This window comes from Amycolatopsis alkalitolerans (assembly GCF_006152065.1).
Lineage (GTDB): Bacteria > Actinomycetota > Actinomycetes > Mycobacteriales > Pseudonocardiaceae > Amycolatopsis_E > Amycolatopsis_E alkalitolerans.
In genome coordinates this window covers 297,248-314,797 of the sequence record NZ_VDFW01000003.1, presented here as the reverse complement: position 1 = coordinate 314,797, position 17,550 = coordinate 297,248, and the positions used below count along the sequence as shown (strand labels likewise).

Sequence of the window (17,550 nt, the reverse complement as noted above, 5' to 3'; positions counted from 1 at the left end):
GGCTACGGCACCACGACAGCCTTGATCACCGAATCGTCTCGCGCGGCAATGGTCAGCGCGTCCTCGACCTGGTCGAGGCCGAACCGGTGGGTCACCAGCCGGTCCAGGTCGACCTCGCGCCCGGCGGCGAGCGCGACCGCGGTCGGCCAAGTGTTGGCGTACCGGAACGTGCCGGTCACCTCGATCTCGAAGTTCTGGACATGTGCCAGCGGAAGTGGCAGCTCGTCCCCGCCCATGCCGACGAGCACGACCCGCCCCGCGCGCCCGACCTTCCGGATCGCCTGGCCGGCCGCCGCGGGCACGCCCGAGCATTCCAGCAGGACATCCGGTTCGAAATCGGCCCCGGCAAGGCTTTCCCGCGAGACATCGACGGTCGCCGTCGCGCCGAGTTCCTTCGCCACCTCCAGCCGCCGCGGGTTCACATCGGTCACGACCACCTCGGTCGCCCCGAACGCCCGCGCCGTCTGCGTCGCGACGAGCCCGATCGGGCCCGCGCCGGTGATCAGGACACGGCTGCCCGGCGCGGTGCGGCCCTTCCGGTTCGCCCAGACCCCGACGGACAGCGGCTCCAGCAGGCCCGCCGCGTCGTCGCTCATCGCGTCCGGGATCGGATGGGCGAACTCCTCGTGCAGCAAGACATACTCGCAGAACGCGCCGTCGATCGGCGGGGTACCGAAGAACCGCATCCGCGGGCAGAGGTTGTACCGGCCAGCCTTGCACTGCGCGCACACCGAGCACGGCACACCCGGTTCGAGCGCCACCCGCTGCCCCACCTCGTGTCGCCGCGCCTCATCGCCGCGCGCGACCACGACGCCGCTCGGCTCATGCCCGAGCACCAGCGGCTGCTCGACCACGAAGTCACCGATCCGGCCGTGCTCGTAGTAGTGCACGTCCGAGCCGCAGGTGCCGACAGACCGCACCTCGATCAGCACCTCGCGGGGACCTGGCTGGGGGACCGGTCGCTCCTCGATCCGCACGTCACGCACCCCGTGCAGGATCGCAACCTTCATGGTCTCGGTCACCGGTAGCCACTCCCAGCCTCGTCGCCTGGGTCATTCCTACCAGAAAATCGCACGGTTGTTAACACATAACTCGATAATTACCGTGCGAAGTATCAGCCAAGGCGCCTGAGTTGCCGGATCGCGGCCGGGATCGACGTCTCGACCCCGGTCGCCGACGCCGGCACGCCGCGCGCCGCGAGGTCCGCCGCCCGCGAGTGCACGTACGCCGCCGCTCCCGCCGCCAGCCACGGGTCCAGCCCGCTCGCCAGCAGGGAACCGACCAGCCCGGAGAGGACGTCGCCCGAACCGGCCGTCGCGAGCCACGAGCCGCGGGCCACGTTCGCGAGCACCCGCCCGTCGGGCGCGGCGATCAGCGTCGTGTTGCCCTTGAGCAGCACCACCGCGTCGAACCGCCGTGCTGCCGCCTTGACCGCGCCGACCCGGTCGTCATCGGGCGCCGCACCGGTCAGCCGCTCGAACTCCCCCGCGTGGGGCGTCAGCACGAGCGGAGTCCCCGGATCGCGCGCGTCGAGCACGTCCGGGTACCGGGCGATCAGCGTCGTGGCGTCGGCGTCGGCGCAGACCGGCACGCCCTCGGACAGCACGTGCCGCAGCACGTCGCGCCCCTCCTGACCGGTCCCGATCCCCGGCCCGACGACCCACGCCTGCACGCGCCCGGCATCGGTGACCGAACCCGTCGCGATCACCTCGGGCCACTTCGTGCGCACGAGATCCGCCGCCGGGCCCGCGTACCGCACCATGCCGGAGGTAGCGAGCACCGCGGATCCGGTCGCGAGCACCGCCGCGCCCGGGTACGTCGCCGAACCGGCCGCGATGCCGGTGACCCCCTGGGTGTACTTGTTGTCGTGCGGCCCCGGCATCGGCCAGGCCGTGCCGACGTCCACCGCGTCCAACTGCCACAGATCGGGATCGCTCAACTCGGGCAGCAGGCCGATGTCGATCAGCCTGACCTCGCCGCACCGCTGCGGATTGAGCACGTGCAAGGGTTTCCGCGCGCCGAAGGTCACCGTGCGCGTCGCCGTGATCGCCGGACCGTCCACCGTGCCGTGGTCGGGATCGACGCCGCTGGGCAGGTCGACGGCCAGCACCGGCGCGCTGATGTGCTCGAGCAGGCTCGCGGCGCCCTCACGCAACGGGCCACGCGCGGACAGCCCGACGATGCCGTCGATCACGAGATCCGCTTCTTCGAGCACGTCGGGCGCGTCCTCGAGGCCGACGGCCCGCCCTCCGGCGCGGCGCAGGGCGGCGAGCCCTTGCGGGTGCGCCTTTTCCGGATTGAGCAGGACGGCCGTGACGGCGACCCCGCGGTTGCGCAGGAACTTGCCCGCCCACAACGCGTCACCGCCGTTGTTCCCGGCGCCCACCAGCAACGCCACCCGGCTCGCGGCGACGTGTCCCTTGTGGGCGTCCAGCATTTCGGCCGCGTTCACCGCCACCCCGAACGCGGCGCGCTGCATCAGCGCGCCCTCCGGTGTCACGGCGAGCAGCCGCCCTTCGGCCTTGCGGATTCGGTCCGTCGTCCAGATTCCCTGCACGAGCCCCGTACTACTCCACTGTGACCGACTTCGCCAGGTTGCGCGGCTTGTCCACGTCGTAACCCCGGGTGCGCGCGATCTCCGCGGCCAGCACCTGCAGCGGCACGCTCGACACGAGTGGCTGCAACAGCGTCGGCACCGCGGGCACCTCGACGAGTTCGTCCGCGAACGGGCGCACCGTGTCGTCACCCTCCTCGGCGATCACGATCGTGCGCGCGCCGCGGGCCTGGATCTCGCTGATGTTCGACACCAGCTTCGCGTGCAGCACCCCGCGCCCCTTCGGCGAAGGCATCACCACGACCACCGGGAGCCCGCTCTCGATCAGCGCGATCGGGCCGTGCTTCAGCTCACCGGCCGCGAAACCCTCGGCGTGCATGTACGCCAGTTCCTTCAGCTTCAGCGCGCCTTCGAGCGCGACCGGGAACCCGACGTGCCTGCCGAGGAACAGCACGGCCTTCGAATCGGCCATCTCCCGGCCCAGCTTCCGCACGTGATCCACAGTGGACAGAGCTTTCTGGACGGCCGCCGGCATCGCCTCCAGCTCGGCGAACTCGCGCGCCACCTCGTCCGGGTACTTCGTGCCGCGCGCCTGCGCGAGCGCGAGGCCCACCAGGTAGTTGGCGGCGATCTGCGACGTGAACGTCTTCGTCGCGGCGACGCCCACCTCCGGCCCGGCGTGCGTGTACAGCACGGCGTCGGATTCGCGGGGGATCTGCGCGCCGTTGGTGTTGCAGATCGCGAGCACCCGAGCCTTCTGGCCACGCGCGTGCCGGACCGCTTCGAGCGTGTCCGCCGTTTCGCCCGACTGCGAGATCGCGACCACGAGCGTGTCGCGGTCCAGCACCGGGTCGCGGTAGCGGAACTCGCTCGCCAGCTCGACCTCGACCGGCAGCCGCGTCCAGTGCTCGATCGCGTACTTCGCGATGAGCCCCGAGTGATACGCGGTGCCGCACGCGACGACGAACACCTTGTCCACGTCACGCAGGTCCTGATCGGCTATCCGCTGCTCGTCGAGCACGATGCGGCCGTGGTCGAAATGCCCGCGCAGCGTGTTCGCGAGCGCCTCCGGCTGCTCCTCGATCTCCTTGAGCATGAAGTAGTCGTGGCCGCCCTTCTCGGCGGCCGAAAGGTCCCACGCGACCGTGAAGGGCTTGGCCTGCGCGGGCTCGCCCGCGAAGTCGGTGACCTCGTAGCCGTCGCGCGTGATCACGACGAGCTGGTCCTGGCCCAGCTCGACAGCCTCGCGGGTGTGCTCGATGAAGGCCGAGACGTCCGAGGCGACGAACGTCTCACCCTCGCCGACGCCCACCACCAGCGGCGAGGACCGGCGCGCCGCGACGATCAGGTCCGGCTGGTCGGCATGGGTGACGACCAGGGTGAACGCGCCTTCGAGCCGGCGGCATACGGTCCGCACGCTCGCCGGCAGGTCACCCGCCGTCGGGCCCTCGGCGTAGGCGCGGGCGATCAGGTGAGCGGCCGTCTCCGTGTCGGTGTCGCTGGTCAGCTCGACCCCTTCGGCCTCCAGTTCGGCGCGCAGGGTGGCGAAGTTCTCGATGATCCCGTTGTGCACCACCGCGACCCGCTCGCTGGTGTCGCGGTGCGGGTGCGAGTTGCGGTCGACGGGCGCGCCGTGCGTGGCCCACCGGGTGTGGCCCATTCCGGCGGTGCCGGAGAACCGGTCACGGCCGGTGGCGCCGAGTTCCTGCTCCAGGTTCGCCAGCCGGCCCGCCTTGCGCTCGACGGTCAGCGTCCCGGCGCCGTCCAGCACCGCGACGCCGGCCGAGTCGTAGCCTCGGTATTCCATCCGCCGGAGGCCGCCCAGCACGACATCGAGTGCCGCCCGGTGCCCGACGTATCCCACGATTCCGCACACCCGCCCGAGAGTACTGGCGCTCGGCGCATGCCCTCGCCCGGCTCGTACCCACCTCCCCGGCTAAGCTCCGGCCATGGGCGCCAAGCCGAAGGACCTGCTCGAAGAGCTGTCGCACCCCGGACCACACGACGTGGTGCGCGGCAACCTCGCGCTCGCCGGGCTGCCCGGTGTGGTGTTCACCCCGCGCAGCGGCCTCGGCCTGCCGGGCATCGCGTTCGGGCACGGCTGGCTCCAGCCGCCTGGGCGGTACCGCGAACTGCTGGCTCACCTGGCGAGCTGGGGCATCGTCGCGGCGGCGCCGTCGACGCAGCGCGGCCCGCTGCCCTCGCACCGGACGTTCGCCGCCGATCTGCGCGCGACGCTCGACCTCATCACCGGCGTCCGCCTCGGCCCGGGCGGGCTCAGCGTCGACCCGGCGAAGCTGGGGCTGGCGGGGCATTCGGTCGGTGGCGGCGCGGCCGTGCTGGCCGCGGCGGCGGACACCAGGGTCAAGGCGGTCGCCACGTTCGCCGCGGCACAGACGCTGCCGCAAGCCACCACGGCCGCGCGGAAGCTCACGATTCCGGGCCTGCACCTGGCCGTCGAGGGCGACCTGGTAACCCCGGCCTCCGGCAACGCCGAGGCGATCGCGAAGGCGTGGGGTGGCCCGGTCCAGCTCCGGATTCTCGACAAGTCGACACACCTGGCCGTGACCGAGGGCACCCACTGGAGCCAGCGTCTCCTGCAGGGCAAACCGCAGCGGCGCACGCAACGGCTCGTCCGGGCCCTGTTCACGGCGTTCTTCCTGACGCACCTGACGGGTACGAGCAAATACCGGCCGCTGCTGGAGGCGAACGTCAAGCACGCCGCCATCGAGTTCGACCCGAGCCTGACCGCGGCGGCCTGAGGTTCTTCAGTCCAGCCAGCTGTTGTTCGAGAAATCGTCGTCGTCGAACGCATCGTTGCGAGAGTGGCGGCCGCGCGGGCGCTCTGCAGGCTCGGCGGCGGTGGGGCTGGGGATCGACTCGGTCGAGCGTGACGACAACGGCTCGGGCGTGCGGTAGCCCTCGCGCTCCTCGTCTTCCGGGCCGAAGGCCATCACCGTGTTCCGCTCGGCCAGCGTCTTCTCGGTGCTCCAGCCCCCGGCCTCGCGCTCGCGGCGGCCGAGCTCGCGCCTGTGCTGAACGTACCGTTCCGCGGCCTGGACCTGCTTGGTCATGTACTCGCGCGATTTGGCCTTGATCTCCTCGCCCTGCCGCTCGAGCATCTCCCGCCGGTCCGCCTGCTCGCGCACCAGCCCGTCCATCTTCGCCTGCAACCGCTGCATCTCGTCCGAGACCATGTGCCCCTCCTACCGCTGCGTGACGGACCGGTCGCCCTCTTCGTCGAGCGAGCCACTGATCCGGCCGCCGTTCCCGCCCGAGTTGAAGATGCCGCCGTCGATGCGGTACGAACGCGAACTGCGCTCCTGGTCCTCGCCGCCGCCACCGGCCGCGCCCATACCGCCCATCATGCCGCCCATCCCGCCCATCCCACCGCCGGGCGGGGTCTGCTGCTGCGAGGCCGCCGCGTCGGGTGTGCCGACCGGCTGCATCCCGGGCGGCGGCGCACCGAGCGCGGCGCCCGTGGGCTGATGCAGCGTCGCGCCCGTGTGCGTACCTTCGCCGAGGGAGGCCGCGTCGCCGAGGGAGCCACTGACCGAACCCTCGGCACCGCCCACGCCGGCACCGACCGCACTCAGGCCGTCCGCGCTCGTCGCCGGCGCCGTCGCACCGGCGCCGTCCGGGGTGGTTCCGCCCACATCCGCGGGCGTGCTCGACGTGTCGGGCGCCGTCGCGCCGTCGCCACCGACAGCAGCGGCCGACTCGACCGGCGGAGCGGGGGCACTGCCGGGCACTCCGCTGGAAGCGGTCGCGGCATCGCCGGGCCGCGGCGCCGAGCCGTCGTCCTTGCCCACCATGCTCTGGGCGTCGGGCGCGCCGTTCTTGTCCTCACCGAGGGTGTACGTGGCCGGGTGACCGCTACCGTCGTCGACGGTGACGACCGTCGGCCCGTCCGGCCCCTGTGGACGTTCCGCGGTGATCTTGACGTTGCCGTCCTCGATGTGGATCTTCCCGTCCGGCCCGGGCTTGTACGTGCCGTCCGGCCCGGGCTGGCCCGCGGCAGGAGCACTCTGCGCGCCGGACGTGTCCTTGCCGTCGCCCCAGTCGAGCTTGTAGTCCTTGGGCTGCCCGCTCCCGTCGCCGACCTTGACGTCCATCTTGCCGTCCTTGTCCGGCTCGGACATCTCGATCGTCTTGTCGCCCTGCTGGACCTTCATGGTCTCCGGCTCGCCGCCGGCGTCCTTGATCGGCTCGCCCGTCTTCGGATCGATCGGGTACGGCTGACCGGTCTGCGGATCGGTCTCCATCGGCTTGCCGGTGTACGGGTTGATCCCCTCGGACGCTTCCTTCTTGGCCGCGTCGGCGATGGCGCTCGGGTCCTCAGTGGACGGTGTCGTCGCCGAAGGTGTGGTGGCCGACGGGGTGGAGGCGCCGCCGCCCCCGCCGCCCGTACCAGTACTGGTCTGGCTCGGCTGAGTCTGGCTCGGCTGGGTCTGGCTCGGCTGCGTCTGGCCGGGGGGCTCCGCCGCGCCCTCGAACTCGTTCTTGATCTTGCCCATGACGCCGTCGAGCGCGTCGTAGGCCTGGTTCACCAGATCCTTCGTGTCCGTGCAGGTCTTGTCGAACCCCTTGTACAACCGGTCCCACATGTCCGGGTTGAAGTGGTTCTGGATCCACTGCTTGGCCAGGTCCTGGCCCTGCTTCTTGATGTCGTCGTCGTCGCAGCACCCGTCGTCGTCGAGCGCGTCGGTCAGGTTGGTGCCGAAGTTCATGTCCATCCAGCCGGCGATCGCGCGGAGATCGTCCTTGCCGGCGTGCTCCCCGTTCGCGACACCGACGACCTTCTGGGCCATGTTGTAGTCGGCCTGGCCCACCTGGTCGGTGTACATGTTGACGACCGCATCGGCCTTTCCCTTGCACAGCCGGAAAAGCGTGCTGACCGCCGTGGTGGTCGCCGTGTTCGCGTCCTCGAGGGTCTGGCCCAGTTTGTTGGCCTTGGGCAGGATCTGGTCGTTGTAGTGGTCCGAAGCGGCGTTCGCCCCCGAACCGGTCCAGGTGTGGAACAGCGTGCTGAGCGCCGATCCGGTGTCCTTGACCGTGCCGTCCACTGTGGTCGACCCGGTCTTGAAATGGTCCGCGTCGTCGAGGAAGTTCGCGAAGCTGATCCCGCGCTGCTCGTCGAAGCGCTTCTTGATGTCGTTGTTGTAGTCCAGCGGCCGGGTGTTGCCACGGCAGTCGTCCGGGATCTTCGCCAGCAGCGAACCGAAGGTCTGGAACAGTTTCAGCGCGGGCTCGGCGGCGTCGAACAGCTCGTCGGAGGTCTTGGTGCCCGTGCCACCCGGGGCAGGCGCCTGCTTGCCGTCGAGTTGCGTCTTGCCGTCGTCGACGGCCTTCTTCTCTTCGCGCTCGTTGTAGCTCGCCTGGTCCCCGGCCTGCTTCGCGGCGACGTAGGCCGCGTCGGTGCCCTGGAAACCCATCATGGGGTTCGAGCCGTAAACGTCCGCGTACTTCGCCGCTTCGTCGCGCTCGGCCTGCGTCGAGGTGGCGGGCAGGCCCTCGAACAGCGGCGGCTTGTTCTCCTGCTGCCAGCTGGACAGCAGTATCGTCTTCTGTTCCGGCGGGACACTCGGGTCGTCCAGCAGCTTCTTGACCTCGGGCCACGTCTTCGCCATTACTGACTCCCCGCCTTGCTGACCGCGTTGCCCTGGGCCTGGTCGTTCTCGGCGTAGGCCTTGCCGCCGGAGCCGATGTTGGTGCCGTACGCCTTGAGCGTGTCGCTGTACCCGCTCACGGCCTGCCACAGCGTCTGCACACCGGTGATGTACTTCTGCGCGTGGTCGCCGTGCGCCTGGCCGAAGCCCTGCTGGTTCACCGGGGAGCTGGCGAGATCGGTGTTCTTGTCCGGCAAGTCCTCCGCCAGCTGCGTGATCCGCTTCGACGCCGTGGACATCGCATCGGCGCTCGCGGTATAGCCACCGCTCATCTCGACTCCCCCTCACCAGGCCCGGTCACGAACCTACGACGCTCTCCGGCTGCGCTCGGTGCCGTTACATATGCAATGAATGTACTCAATGCGGCATTCAGGACGCAGCCGTTTCACCTGGTTTGTTGTCCCTGGCTTCGGCGAGCACCCGCGCCACGGCCGCGATATCGGTGAGCCGGTCGCGCTCGTCGAGATCGATGGTCACTTCGTAGAAGACCTCGAGCGTGGCAAGCAGCCGGATCCGGCCTTTCGAGTCGATACCCAGCTCCTCCAGCGGGGTGTCCGGTTCCACCGATGCGGGATCGAGCAGGAAGGTGTCGCACACGATTTTCCGGATTTCCGCGACGGAGGGCTCAACCATGCAATGAATCTAGCGGCGCGAAGCGCCTCGATCAGGGGTGGTGGTCGGGTGAGGGGCCGGCGCGTAAACCTTCTTCGCCGCCGATCTGGACACCTTTCCGCTGGAGGTCCGGGGCAGCGCGCCGGGCGGGACCAGGTGGAACGACCGCAGCGCGATCTCGTGCTCACGGCCGACCGCTCGCAGCACGGCGCGCGAGACCTCTTTCGGGTCCACTTCGGTCTGCCGGACGCGCTCGGCGACGACGACCACGCCTTCGCCACGGGCGTCCTGTACCCCGAACGCGGCGACCCGGTCGCGGCGGATCGCGGGATGCGCCTGCGCGGCGGTCGCCTCGATGTCCTGCGGGTAGTGATTGCGCCCGTCGATGACGATAAGGTCCTTGATCCGGCCGGTGATGTAAAGCTCGCCGTGGTGGATCACGCCCAGGTCACCTGTCCGGAGCCAGCCGCCGAGCCCGTCGAGCCGCGCGCCGAAGGCATCGTCGTCCCGGCGCCAGTACCCGGCCGCGACGTGCGGGCCGCGCACCCAGATCTCGCCCATTTCGCCGTCGGGCCGCGCCTGTCCGTCTCCGACGATCCGGACCACCTGCCCCACCGGCCGCCCGACCGAGACGAGTTCGCGGGAGTCAGCGAACTCGGGCCCGGCCTCGACGGCCCGCCCCCGCGAGAGGGCGGCCTGATCGAACGCCGTGATCGTCGGCCCTTCGGGGCCCGCGCTCGCGACGTACACCGTCGCCTCGGCCAGGCCGTACGACGGCCGGTGCGCCTCGCGACGGAACCCGCACGGGCCGAAGGCCTTCTGGAACCGCTCCACGGTCTCCGGCCGGACCGGTTCGCTGCCGTTGAGCGCCACCCGCACCCCGGAGAGCGCCAGATCATCGCGCGGACCGGCTTCGGCGGCCAGGTCGAACGCGAAGTTCGGCGCCGCGGTGAACACGTTGGGATGGTCGGACATCTGCCGCAGCCAGCGCTCCGGCCGCCGCACGAACTCGGCGGGCGCCATGAACACCGAACGCGCGCCGGCGAAGAGCGGGAGGCACAGCAGCTGGATCAGGCCCATGTCGTGGAAGAACGGGATCCACCCGGCGCAGGTGACGGACTCGTCGACCTCGTACGCCGTGCGCACCTGCCAGCAGCTCGCCACCAGCGCGCGGTGCGTGATGATCGCGCCCGCGGGCTCCCTGGTCGAGCCCGAGGTGTACTGCAGGTACGCGGGCGCGTCCATGGCCACCGGCACCGGGTCGGTGCCCTCGCCGCCGATCTCGTCGACCGCGAGCAGATGGGCGGGCGCACCCAGCTCGCGGGCCCGTTCGAGCGCATGGGTGGAGGTCAGCCAGATGTCCGCGCCGGAATCGGTGAGCGCGCCGTCGAGCCGGGCACGATGGGACTTGCCCAGCGGGGCGAACAGCGGGACGGCGACCATCCCGGCCGCGAGGACACCGAGAAACGCGACGGGATAGGAGAGATCCTGCGGCGCGAGGATCGCGACCCGATCCCCCGGTGCGCCGATCTCCCGAAGCCGCCGGGCCACCGCCCGCACCCGCTCGGCGAGCCGGGCCCAGGTCAACGTGTGCTCGACCTCGTCATGGTCGGAGAACGTGAACACCGGGCGTCGCTCCGAGGCACGCGCGAACACGCGATCCAGCAGCGGAGTCCGCAGCACGTCCTCGGGGACGGTCATCGGGGTCAGGCGACCGAGGACACGACGCCGGCCAGCCGCTCGGCCGAAGCCTGGGCGATCTCGTGTGAAGGCGCCTCGACCATGACCCGCACGAGCTGCTCGGTGCCGGACTGCCGCAGCAGCACCCGGCCCTGCTCGCCCAGCTCGGCCTCGACGTCGGCCACCGCACCCTTGACCACGTCCGAGCCTACGACCGCGGCCTTGTCCGCGACCCGCACGTTGACCAGCACCTGCGGCAGCCGGCGCATCACCCCGGCCAGCTCGGCCAGCGGCTTGCCGGTCTCGGCGACCCGGCTCATCAGGCGCAGCGCGGTCAACAGGCCGTCGCCCGTCGTGGCGAAGCCGGGGAACACGACGTGCCCGGACTGCTCGCCGCCGAGGGCGAACCCGCCGGCCCGCAGCTCCTCCAGCACATAGCGGTCACCGACCGCGGTCGTGCGCAGGTGCACGCCGTTGTCCCGCATGGCCAGGTGCAGGCCCAGGTTGCTCATCACGGTCGCGACGAGCGTGTCGTGCGTCAACTCGCCGGCTTCGGCCATCGCGAGGGCCAGCACCGCCATGATCTGGTCGCCGTCGACGAGTTCGCCCGACGCGTCCACGGCGAGGCAACGATCGGCGTCCCCGTCGTGGGCGATGCCCAGATCCGCGCGGTGCTCGCGGACCGCGTCCCGCAACTGGTCGACGTGCGTCGAGCCGCAGTCCTCGTTGATGTTGATGCCGTCGGGCTCGGCGTGGATCGCGACGACGTCCGCGCCCGCCTTCCGGTACACCTCCGGCGCGGCGAACGAGGCGGCGCCGTTCGCGCAGTCGACCACCACTCGCAGCCCGGTCAGCGGGTGCGAGATGGACGCCAGCAGATGCTGGGTGTAGCGCTCGAGGGCATCCGTGACGTCGGAAACCCGGCCGATCTCGGCGCCGGTCGGGCGACCCGCGTCACTGCGCAGGCCGGCTTCGATCTCGTCCTCGATCCCGTCGGGAAGCTTGTGCCCGCCCGCCGCGAAGAGCTTGATCCCGTTGTCGGGCATCGGGTTGTGCGACGCGGAGATCATCACACCGAGATCCGCGTCCAGCGCGCCGACCAGGTGCGCGACCGCGGGCGTCGGCAGCACGCCGACGCGGCGCACGTCGGCGCCGGCGGAGGCGAGCCCTGCCACCACGGCGGCTTCGAGCATCTCACCGCTGGCCCTCGGATCCCGGCCGACGACGGCGACGGGCCGGTGCGAGCGGTCATGAGCGGCGAGTACCCGCGCGGCGCTGGCCGCGACGGCAAGTGCGAGCTCGGGGGTCAGGTCACCGTTCGCGAGACCACGAACCCCGTCGGTGCCGAACAGGCGAGCCATCTGAGCGAGTCTCCTCAAAAACCACAGGGCCGAAACCAACAGTCCCGCAAACGCGAGCGGCGGCGTACGGGTGACAACCAACGTACGCCGCCGAGGGTCCAGGGGCTCGCCCCTGGCGGGGGGTTCGACCCCCTCTTACCGCTTGCTGTACTGCGGGGCCTTGCGGGCCTTCTTGAGACCGTACTTCTTGCGCTCGGTGGACCGGGCGTCCCGCGTCAGGAAGCCGGCCTTCTTCAGCGCGGGGCGGTCGTCGGCGTCGACCTCGACCAGCGCGCGGGCGATCGCCAGGCGCAGCGCACCGGCCTGGCCGGAGATGCCGCCGCCCCTGAGGTTGCCGAAGATGTCGAACGACTCGGGCTTCTCGACGGTGATCAGCGGCTCACGGATGAGCTGCTGGTGGACCTTGTTCGGGAAGTACTCCTCGAGGCTGCGGCCGTTGAGCTTGAACGCGCCGGTGCCCGGGACGAGCCGCACGCGGACGACGGCCTCCTTGCGGCGGCCGACGGTCTGCGCGGAGCCACCGGCGGCACGCGACGGGCGCGGCGCGGCCGGGGTCTCGCTGGTGACCACGCCGTCGGTGGCCTCCGGGGCCTCGGTGGCGGCCTCAGCGGCAGGGGTCTCGGTGGCCTCGGCGAGGTCCGCGGCCTCGTTCTCGGTGCTGGTCAACTGTTCCTCACTCACTGGGCGACCTGCGCGATCTTGGTGATCTCGTACGGCTGCGGCTGCTGGGCCGCGTGCGGGTGCTGCGGGCCGGCATACACCTTGAGCTTCTTCGCCTGGGCGCGGCCGAGCTTGTTCTTCGGCAGCATGCCCTTCACGACCTTCTCGAGCAGCCGCTCGGGACGGGTCTCCAGCAGCTCGCCGAACGAGCGCTTGCGCAGACCACCGGGGTAGCCGCTGTGCCGGTAGGCGAACTTCTGCTCGCGTTTGTTACCGGTGAGCGCGACCTTCTCGGCGTTCACGATGATGACGAAGTCACCGGTGTCGACGTGAGGAGCGAACGTCGGCTTGTGCTTGCCGCGCAGCAGCGTGGCGACCTCGGTCGCGAGGCGGCCGAGCACGACATTCTCGGCGTCGATCACGTGCCAGGCACGGGTGATGTCGCCAGGCTTCGGGCTGTACGTGGGCAAGGGTCTACCTCGTCGTCAACTTGCGTGTGGGGTCGGTGCGGGCCTAGCGCGGTTCGCGCCGCAGCGCACAACGACATATGAAGATACCCCCTCACTCCGATCGAGCGGAAAGCGGGGGTGTGGTGCGGGTTCCATATTACTGTGACGCCGTGACCGTGCGCACCGCGAGCCAGCTCACCGCCCTGTTCGCGTGTCTCACGTTGCTCGTCACCGGGTGCGGCAGCGCCAAGGCGGGCAGCCCGGTCCCCAACGGCGCGGAGGCCGCGAAGTACGTGAGCGCCAAGTTCTCCGCGACCTTGGACAAGCTGGGTAACCAGTTCAGCGGGACCGACGCGAAGAAGAGCGTCCAGGACACGTTCGCCCGCTTCGACCAGCAGAAGATCAACAGCACGGTCTCGGCGGTGCAACTCGGGCGGCCCCCGTCGCGGCTGTCGAGGAACCATTCGAACCTCGACTCCAACGAGTTCCTCGACACGTTCCACCCGGCCAACAGCCCGGTCGAGTACATGCTTCTCGGCCCGGTGTACGCAAGCCTCGCGCCGACACACTGGGTGTCGATGCCCTATACCGGGGGTGACCTGAACGAGTGCTTCTGGGCCGGGTCGCAGGGGCTGTGCAAGATGCTCAGTACGGTGTCGGACGCGGTGGACCACGGCCGCGCGAAGACCGCGCGCAGCGCACCGGACGGGAGCCTGGAACTCACCACGGACGTGACGCTCGGCTCGTTCCTCGACAACCGGGTGGTGGTGTTCCCGCAGTCGATCCTCGACAAGATCACCCCGGCGATGAAGGCGCAGACCCTGGCGGCGCGGCTCGTGCTCGACGCGAAGGGCAGGCTGACGGAGATCCGGCTGAGCGGGCTGGTCAGGGGCAGCGGGCACGAGGTGGAGTTGAACGAGCACTACCGTCTGGACGGGACGCCCACCGAGAACGACCTGCCGAAGGTGCCCGACCCGGCGGACGTGACGGTGCTCCCGGACAGCGCCGCCGTGAGCGACTTCTACGCGCGCATGCGCGAGATCCAGGGCCGGTGACGACGTGAGCTCTCCACAGGACCCGCGCGCCTGGCCGGGTTACCCGGAACAGCCGGGACAGCCGCCTGGCTATCCGCCGCAGGCGGGGCGGCCCCAGGCCCCGCCACCGCCAGCCGGGCAACCCCAGGCCGGATCACCGCCAGCCCAGGCCGGACCACCGCACGCCGCGCCACCCCAGGCGGGCCCACCGCAGGCCGCGCCACCACAGGCTGGCCCACCGCAAGCCGGGCCGTGGCAGGGCGGCTACCCCGGCTCGACGCCACCGCATGGTCACCCCCAGGCCCCGTGGTCGCCGGGCGCGAGCTACGGCGGGTTCGGCGCGTTCGAAGCGCCCCCGAAACCGAAACGGGCCAAGAAACCCTGGCTCATCGCGGCGGCGGCGCTCGTCGTGCTCGCCGGGGGCGGGGTGGGCGCCTGGCTGCTCGGCGCGTTCGGAGGAGACGTACTGGACCAGAAGTCCGTTGAGGACGGTGTCGAGCAGATCCTCCACGGGGCTTTCGGCGAGGGCGACGTCAAGAACGTGAGCTGCCCCGCGCACGAGCCCGTCAAGACCGGAACCACCTTCGACTGCACGGTCACCGTTGCGGGACAACCGAAAAAGGTCACCGTGCGGGTGCTCAACGAGCAGGCCCAGTACGAGGTCGGCGCCCCGAGGTAGGAATGGTCCGGACCTGTCCTGCCACGAAAAAAGGGTTCCGGCGCGTGCCGGAACCCTTTTGGACGATTGAGCTTCGCTCAGCCGCCGAACATGTTCATGACGTCCTTGTCGGTCTTCTGGTAACCGTCGGCGATCTCGGGCAGCGCGATCGCGATCCGGGCGAGCAGGGCGTTCATGTCCTCGAGCGCCTTGTTCCACTCCTGCTGCCGGTCGTGCCACTGGTTCATCGCGTCACCGGTCCAGCTGTCGGTCAGCTTCTTCATCTGATGAACCAGCGTGTCGAAGTGGCTCTGGATGTCGCGGCCCGCGGTCTTGCAGCCATCCGCCGCCGTGTGAATTGTGGCCGGGTCGACCTTGATCATGCCGTCAGACATGCTTTCCTCCCTGGAAGCTCAAGAATTCAAATAATTACTGTGGAAGGTCGGTTTACAGGCCGTCGAGAACGTTCGACAGCTGGCTGATGTTCGACTTGACGTCGTCATCCTGGGTCTGGTACGCGACACCCGAGTGCTTGAGCATCTCGCCGATGTCCGCGAGCGCCTTGTTCAGGTTCTTCGACTTCTCGCCGAAGGCGTCCATGACCTGCTGGAAGACGATCGCGGCCGGGCCGCTCCAGCCCGCGCGGGTCGCCTCGATCTCGTTGGCCAGCTTGACCAGCGTCTGGTCCATCGCCTGCTGGCACTCGTCGACGTGCACCTGGGCCTGTGCAAAGTCGGCCGGGTCTCCGGTAAAGCCGTTAGCCATGAGGGTTGCCCCCTTCGTCTCTGGTTTGTCGCCGTACTGCGTTTGGTACGAACCTACGACGAAGACCTTGCCACGACTGGTTCCGCCTTGTCCCGGTTTGCACTGAAGTAGTTGCGAGAGTGAATGCCCCACTATGGAACGCGCTGGAAAAACACCGCACGACCTCGGGAAACGCGGTGAATTCGCAGTCGCGAAAAGGGCTCACTCCAATGGGTGCGCCGGGACTTCAGCCGGTGATCCGCACGGAACGCACGACCTGATCGCACGCCGAAGCCACCCGGTCGTGTGCCTGTTGTGTCGCGTACTGACACGCGACGTTCACCTGGACCTTCCCCTGAGCGAGGACGTACCAGTCGATCGGACCGAAATCTCCGGCCTGCCGGTAGTAGATGACCTTGCGCCCACCGAAAGTCGCGTCCGCGTCGAAGCCGGAGTACGCCGAACCGGGCGCCTGGACCAGCGGCCGCAGATTGTCGGACAGCTGCTGCGGGTTCTGCGTCGCGTCGTAGGTCAGTTCGTATTCCTGGACGGAGATCGCGTCGTTTCCGTTGGCCGCGCCGGCCGGTTTGATCAGCGTTTCGCGATACTGTGCCTGCCCGCCGGTCTGGGTCCAGTCCTGCGGTTCCGAAAACTGATAGTCGTACTGCGCGACGACCTTGCCCTGCGGCGCTTCGCCGCCCCGGTTGAGCCACAGCAGCAGGCCCGCGGTGACGGCCGCGACCACGACCACCGCGCCACCGATGAACCACGGCAGCTTTCTCTTACGGCGCGGCGGCTCCGGCGGCGCCGGCATCCCTCGCGGCGGCGACACCGGCGGCGGTGGCGCCGGCGGGCGCGCCTGCTGCGCCGAAAAGGGCCGGACCGGTGGGCGGGCGGCGAACGCGGCGGGACGCGGCGCGTTGGGGCTGCGGACGAGTTCCGTGCGCCGGTCCGCCATCGGCCGCGGTGGGGGCGCGGCGCGTTCGGGTTCGGTACGCACGGCGAGCAGGGCTCCGCGCGCCACAACGGTTTCCGGCTGGTCCAAAGTGGTCGGTACGACGCCGGTGCGCTCGTGCACGAGGCGCGAGATCATCGGGATCCGGCTCGAACCACCGACGAGGAAGATCGCGGTGAGCTGCTTCGGCCGCAGGCCGGCTTCCTCGATCGCGGCGCCGGTGAGCTCGACCGCACGGCTCAGCGGCGCGGCGATGAGCTTCTCGAGGTCCTCGCGGGTCACATGCGCGTCGGCGAACGGGGGCGGCATCGGCACGTCGGTGTAGGCGTGCCGGGACAGTGTCTCCTTCGCGCCACGGACATCCTGCCGCAGCACGCGGCGGCGGCGGCGGTTTGCGAGCTCTCGCCCTTCCACGAGCTCCCGCCACGCCTCCGGATCAGCCGAGGACACCAGTTCGCCGACGTGCTCCAGCAGCACCTGATCCACGTCCGCGCCGCCGAAACTCGGATCACCCCTCGTCGCGAGAACTTGGAACCCGCGACGGGCTGCCTGCGCCGGCGCGCGGCTCACGACGCTCACATCGACTGTGCCGCCGCCCAGGTCGAGGACCGCCAGCGTCTCCCCCGGCCGCGCGCTGACCTCCACCGTCCGGTCCTGGTTGATCTCCTGCGGCGCGAACGTCGCGGCGTGGAACACGGCTGCCGCGACCGGTTCCGGCACGAGCGTCACGTCGCGCGCGAGACCGCCGGCGGCCTGCCGCAGGAGCCTCGTCCGGACCGCACCCCAGTCAGCGGGATGGGTCAGCACCAGCAGATCGACCTCGGCGCCGCCGGCCAGCCGCCGCGCTTCGGACACCGCCCGCGACAGCACGGCGCGGACCACGTCGGTGACTCGCAGCACCGAGTCACCGAGCAGGAGCTCGCCCTCGTCGATCCGGCGCTTCGGATGCGGCTCGTACCGCGACGGATCCATCGCGGCCTGGCGCTCGGCCTCCTGCCCGACGAACAGCGTGCCGTCGGCGGCCGCGTACACGGCCGACGGCATGAGCGGCTGACCGTCGATGACGGCGACCTGCGGCTCGCGGCTGTTGATCGCCGCCACGACGCAGGTGCTGGACGTGCCGAAATCCACCGCGACCCGGACTGTCACGCCGCACCTCCGCGGACGCCCGGTG

At 70.2% G+C, this 17,550-nt stretch carries 17 protein-coding genes; 3 read left to right on the top strand and 14 right to left on the bottom strand.

The features are described 5' to 3' along the window. Window positions 1-2 precede the first annotated feature (2 nt). From FG385_RS05675 to glmS, 3 genes are all read right to left on the bottom strand, one after another. Window positions 3-1,010, bottom strand: coding sequence for an NAD(P)-dependent alcohol dehydrogenase (locus FG385_RS05675; RefSeq protein ID WP_200834319.1), 1,008 nt, complete (start codon window positions 1,008-1,010; stop codon window positions 3-5). A 104-nt stretch (window positions 1,011-1,114) separates the two neighbouring features. Beyond that, complete coding sequence (locus FG385_RS05670; protein ID WP_139095505.1) at window positions 1,115-2,557, bottom strand: NAD(P)H-hydrate dehydratase; 1,443 nt, start codon at window positions 2,555-2,557, stop codon at window positions 1,115-1,117. A 10-nt stretch (window positions 2,558-2,567) separates the two neighbouring features. Further along, complete coding sequence (gene glmS / locus FG385_RS05665; RefSeq protein WP_139095504.1) at window positions 2,568-4,430, bottom strand: glutamine--fructose-6-phosphate transaminase (isomerizing); 1,863 nt, start codon at window positions 4,428-4,430, stop codon at window positions 2,568-2,570. 73 nt (window positions 4,431-4,503) lie between these two features. Between glmS and FG385_RS05660 the strand changes: the two genes are divergently transcribed. Further along, complete coding sequence (locus tag FG385_RS05660) at window positions 4,504-5,316, top strand: dienelactone hydrolase family protein (protein ID WP_139095503.1); 813 nt, start codon at window positions 4,504-4,506, stop codon at window positions 5,314-5,316. Window positions 5,317-5,322: 6 nt separating this feature from the next. Here FG385_RS05660 and FG385_RS05655 read toward each other — a convergent pair whose 3' ends face one another. From FG385_RS05655 to rplM, 8 genes are all read right to left on the bottom strand, one after another. Then, window positions 5,323-5,751, bottom strand: coding sequence for a hypothetical protein (locus tag FG385_RS05655; RefSeq protein ID WP_235022397.1), 429 nt, complete (start codon window positions 5,749-5,751; stop codon window positions 5,323-5,325). Between the two features lie 9 nt (window positions 5,752-5,760). Next, window positions 5,761-8,184 carry a hypothetical protein gene (locus tag FG385_RS05650; protein ID WP_139095502.1) on the bottom strand — a complete coding sequence of 808 codons (2,424 nt, stop codon included), beginning with the start codon at window positions 8,182-8,184 and terminating at the stop codon, window positions 5,761-5,763. Beyond that, a complete protein-coding gene (locus FG385_RS05645; protein ID WP_139095501.1) occupies window positions 8,184-8,495 on the bottom strand; it encodes a hypothetical protein in 312 nt (103 codons plus the stop codon). Before FG385_RS05645 ends, FG385_RS05650 begins: the two co-directional genes overlap by 1 nt. A gap of 97 nt (window positions 8,496-8,592) precedes the next feature. Next, on the bottom strand, window positions 8,593-8,856 hold the full coding sequence (locus FG385_RS05640; RefSeq protein ID WP_139095500.1) for an acyl carrier protein: 264 nt from the start codon (window positions 8,854-8,856) through the stop codon (window positions 8,593-8,595). A 9-nt stretch (window positions 8,857-8,865) separates the two neighbouring features. Then, entirely contained in the window at window positions 8,866-10,536 is a 1,671-nt protein-coding gene (locus tag FG385_RS05635) for a fatty acyl-AMP ligase (RefSeq protein WP_139095499.1), read from the bottom strand. Window positions 10,537-10,541: 5 nt separating this feature from the next. Beyond that, entirely contained in the window at window positions 10,542-11,876 is a 1,335-nt protein-coding gene (gene glmM / locus FG385_RS05630) for a phosphoglucosamine mutase (RefSeq protein WP_139095498.1), read from the bottom strand. Between the two features lie 135 nt (window positions 11,877-12,011). Then, the gene (gene rpsI / locus FG385_RS05625; protein WP_139095585.1) at window positions 12,012-12,542 is read right to left on the bottom strand and encodes a 30S ribosomal protein S9; all 531 of its coding nucleotides are present in this window, start codon (window positions 12,540-12,542) and stop codon (window positions 12,012-12,014) included. Window positions 12,543-12,553: 11 nt separating this feature from the next. Next, window positions 12,554-13,006, bottom strand: coding sequence for a 50S ribosomal protein L13 (rplM, locus tag FG385_RS05620; protein ID WP_139095497.1), 453 nt, complete (start codon window positions 13,004-13,006; stop codon window positions 12,554-12,556). A 149-nt stretch (window positions 13,007-13,155) separates the two neighbouring features. Here rplM and FG385_RS05615 point away from each other — a divergent pair, with 149 nt between their 5' ends. Next, the gene (locus FG385_RS05615) at window positions 13,156-14,040 is read left to right on the top strand and encodes a hypothetical protein (RefSeq protein WP_235022396.1); all 885 of its coding nucleotides are present in this window, start codon (window positions 13,156-13,158) and stop codon (window positions 14,038-14,040) included. Between the two features lie 4 nt (window positions 14,041-14,044). Beyond that, complete coding sequence (locus FG385_RS05610; protein WP_139095496.1) at window positions 14,045-14,698, top strand: DUF4333 domain-containing protein; 654 nt, start codon at window positions 14,045-14,047, stop codon at window positions 14,696-14,698. A gap of 77 nt (window positions 14,699-14,775) precedes the next feature. On the opposite strand, the gene FG385_RS05605 is transcribed toward FG385_RS05610, so the two are convergent. The 3 genes from FG385_RS05605 to FG385_RS05595 all read right to left on the bottom strand — a co-directional run bounded on the left by FG385_RS05605 (window position 14,776) and on the right by FG385_RS05595 (window position 17,525). Beyond that, window positions 14,776-15,072, bottom strand: coding sequence for a WXG100 family type VII secretion target (locus FG385_RS05605; protein WP_139095495.1), 297 nt, complete (start codon window positions 15,070-15,072; stop codon window positions 14,776-14,778). Between the two features lie 52 nt (window positions 15,073-15,124). Then, the gene (locus FG385_RS05600) at window positions 15,125-15,442 is read right to left on the bottom strand and encodes a WXG100 family type VII secretion target (RefSeq protein WP_139095494.1); all 318 of its coding nucleotides are present in this window, start codon (window positions 15,440-15,442) and stop codon (window positions 15,125-15,127) included. 226 nt (window positions 15,443-15,668) lie between these two features. Further along, the gene (locus FG385_RS05595; protein WP_235022395.1) at window positions 15,669-17,525 is read right to left on the bottom strand and encodes a type VII secretion-associated protein; all 1,857 of its coding nucleotides are present in this window, start codon (window positions 17,523-17,525) and stop codon (window positions 15,669-15,671) included. Window positions 17,526-17,550 lie beyond the last annotated feature (25 nt).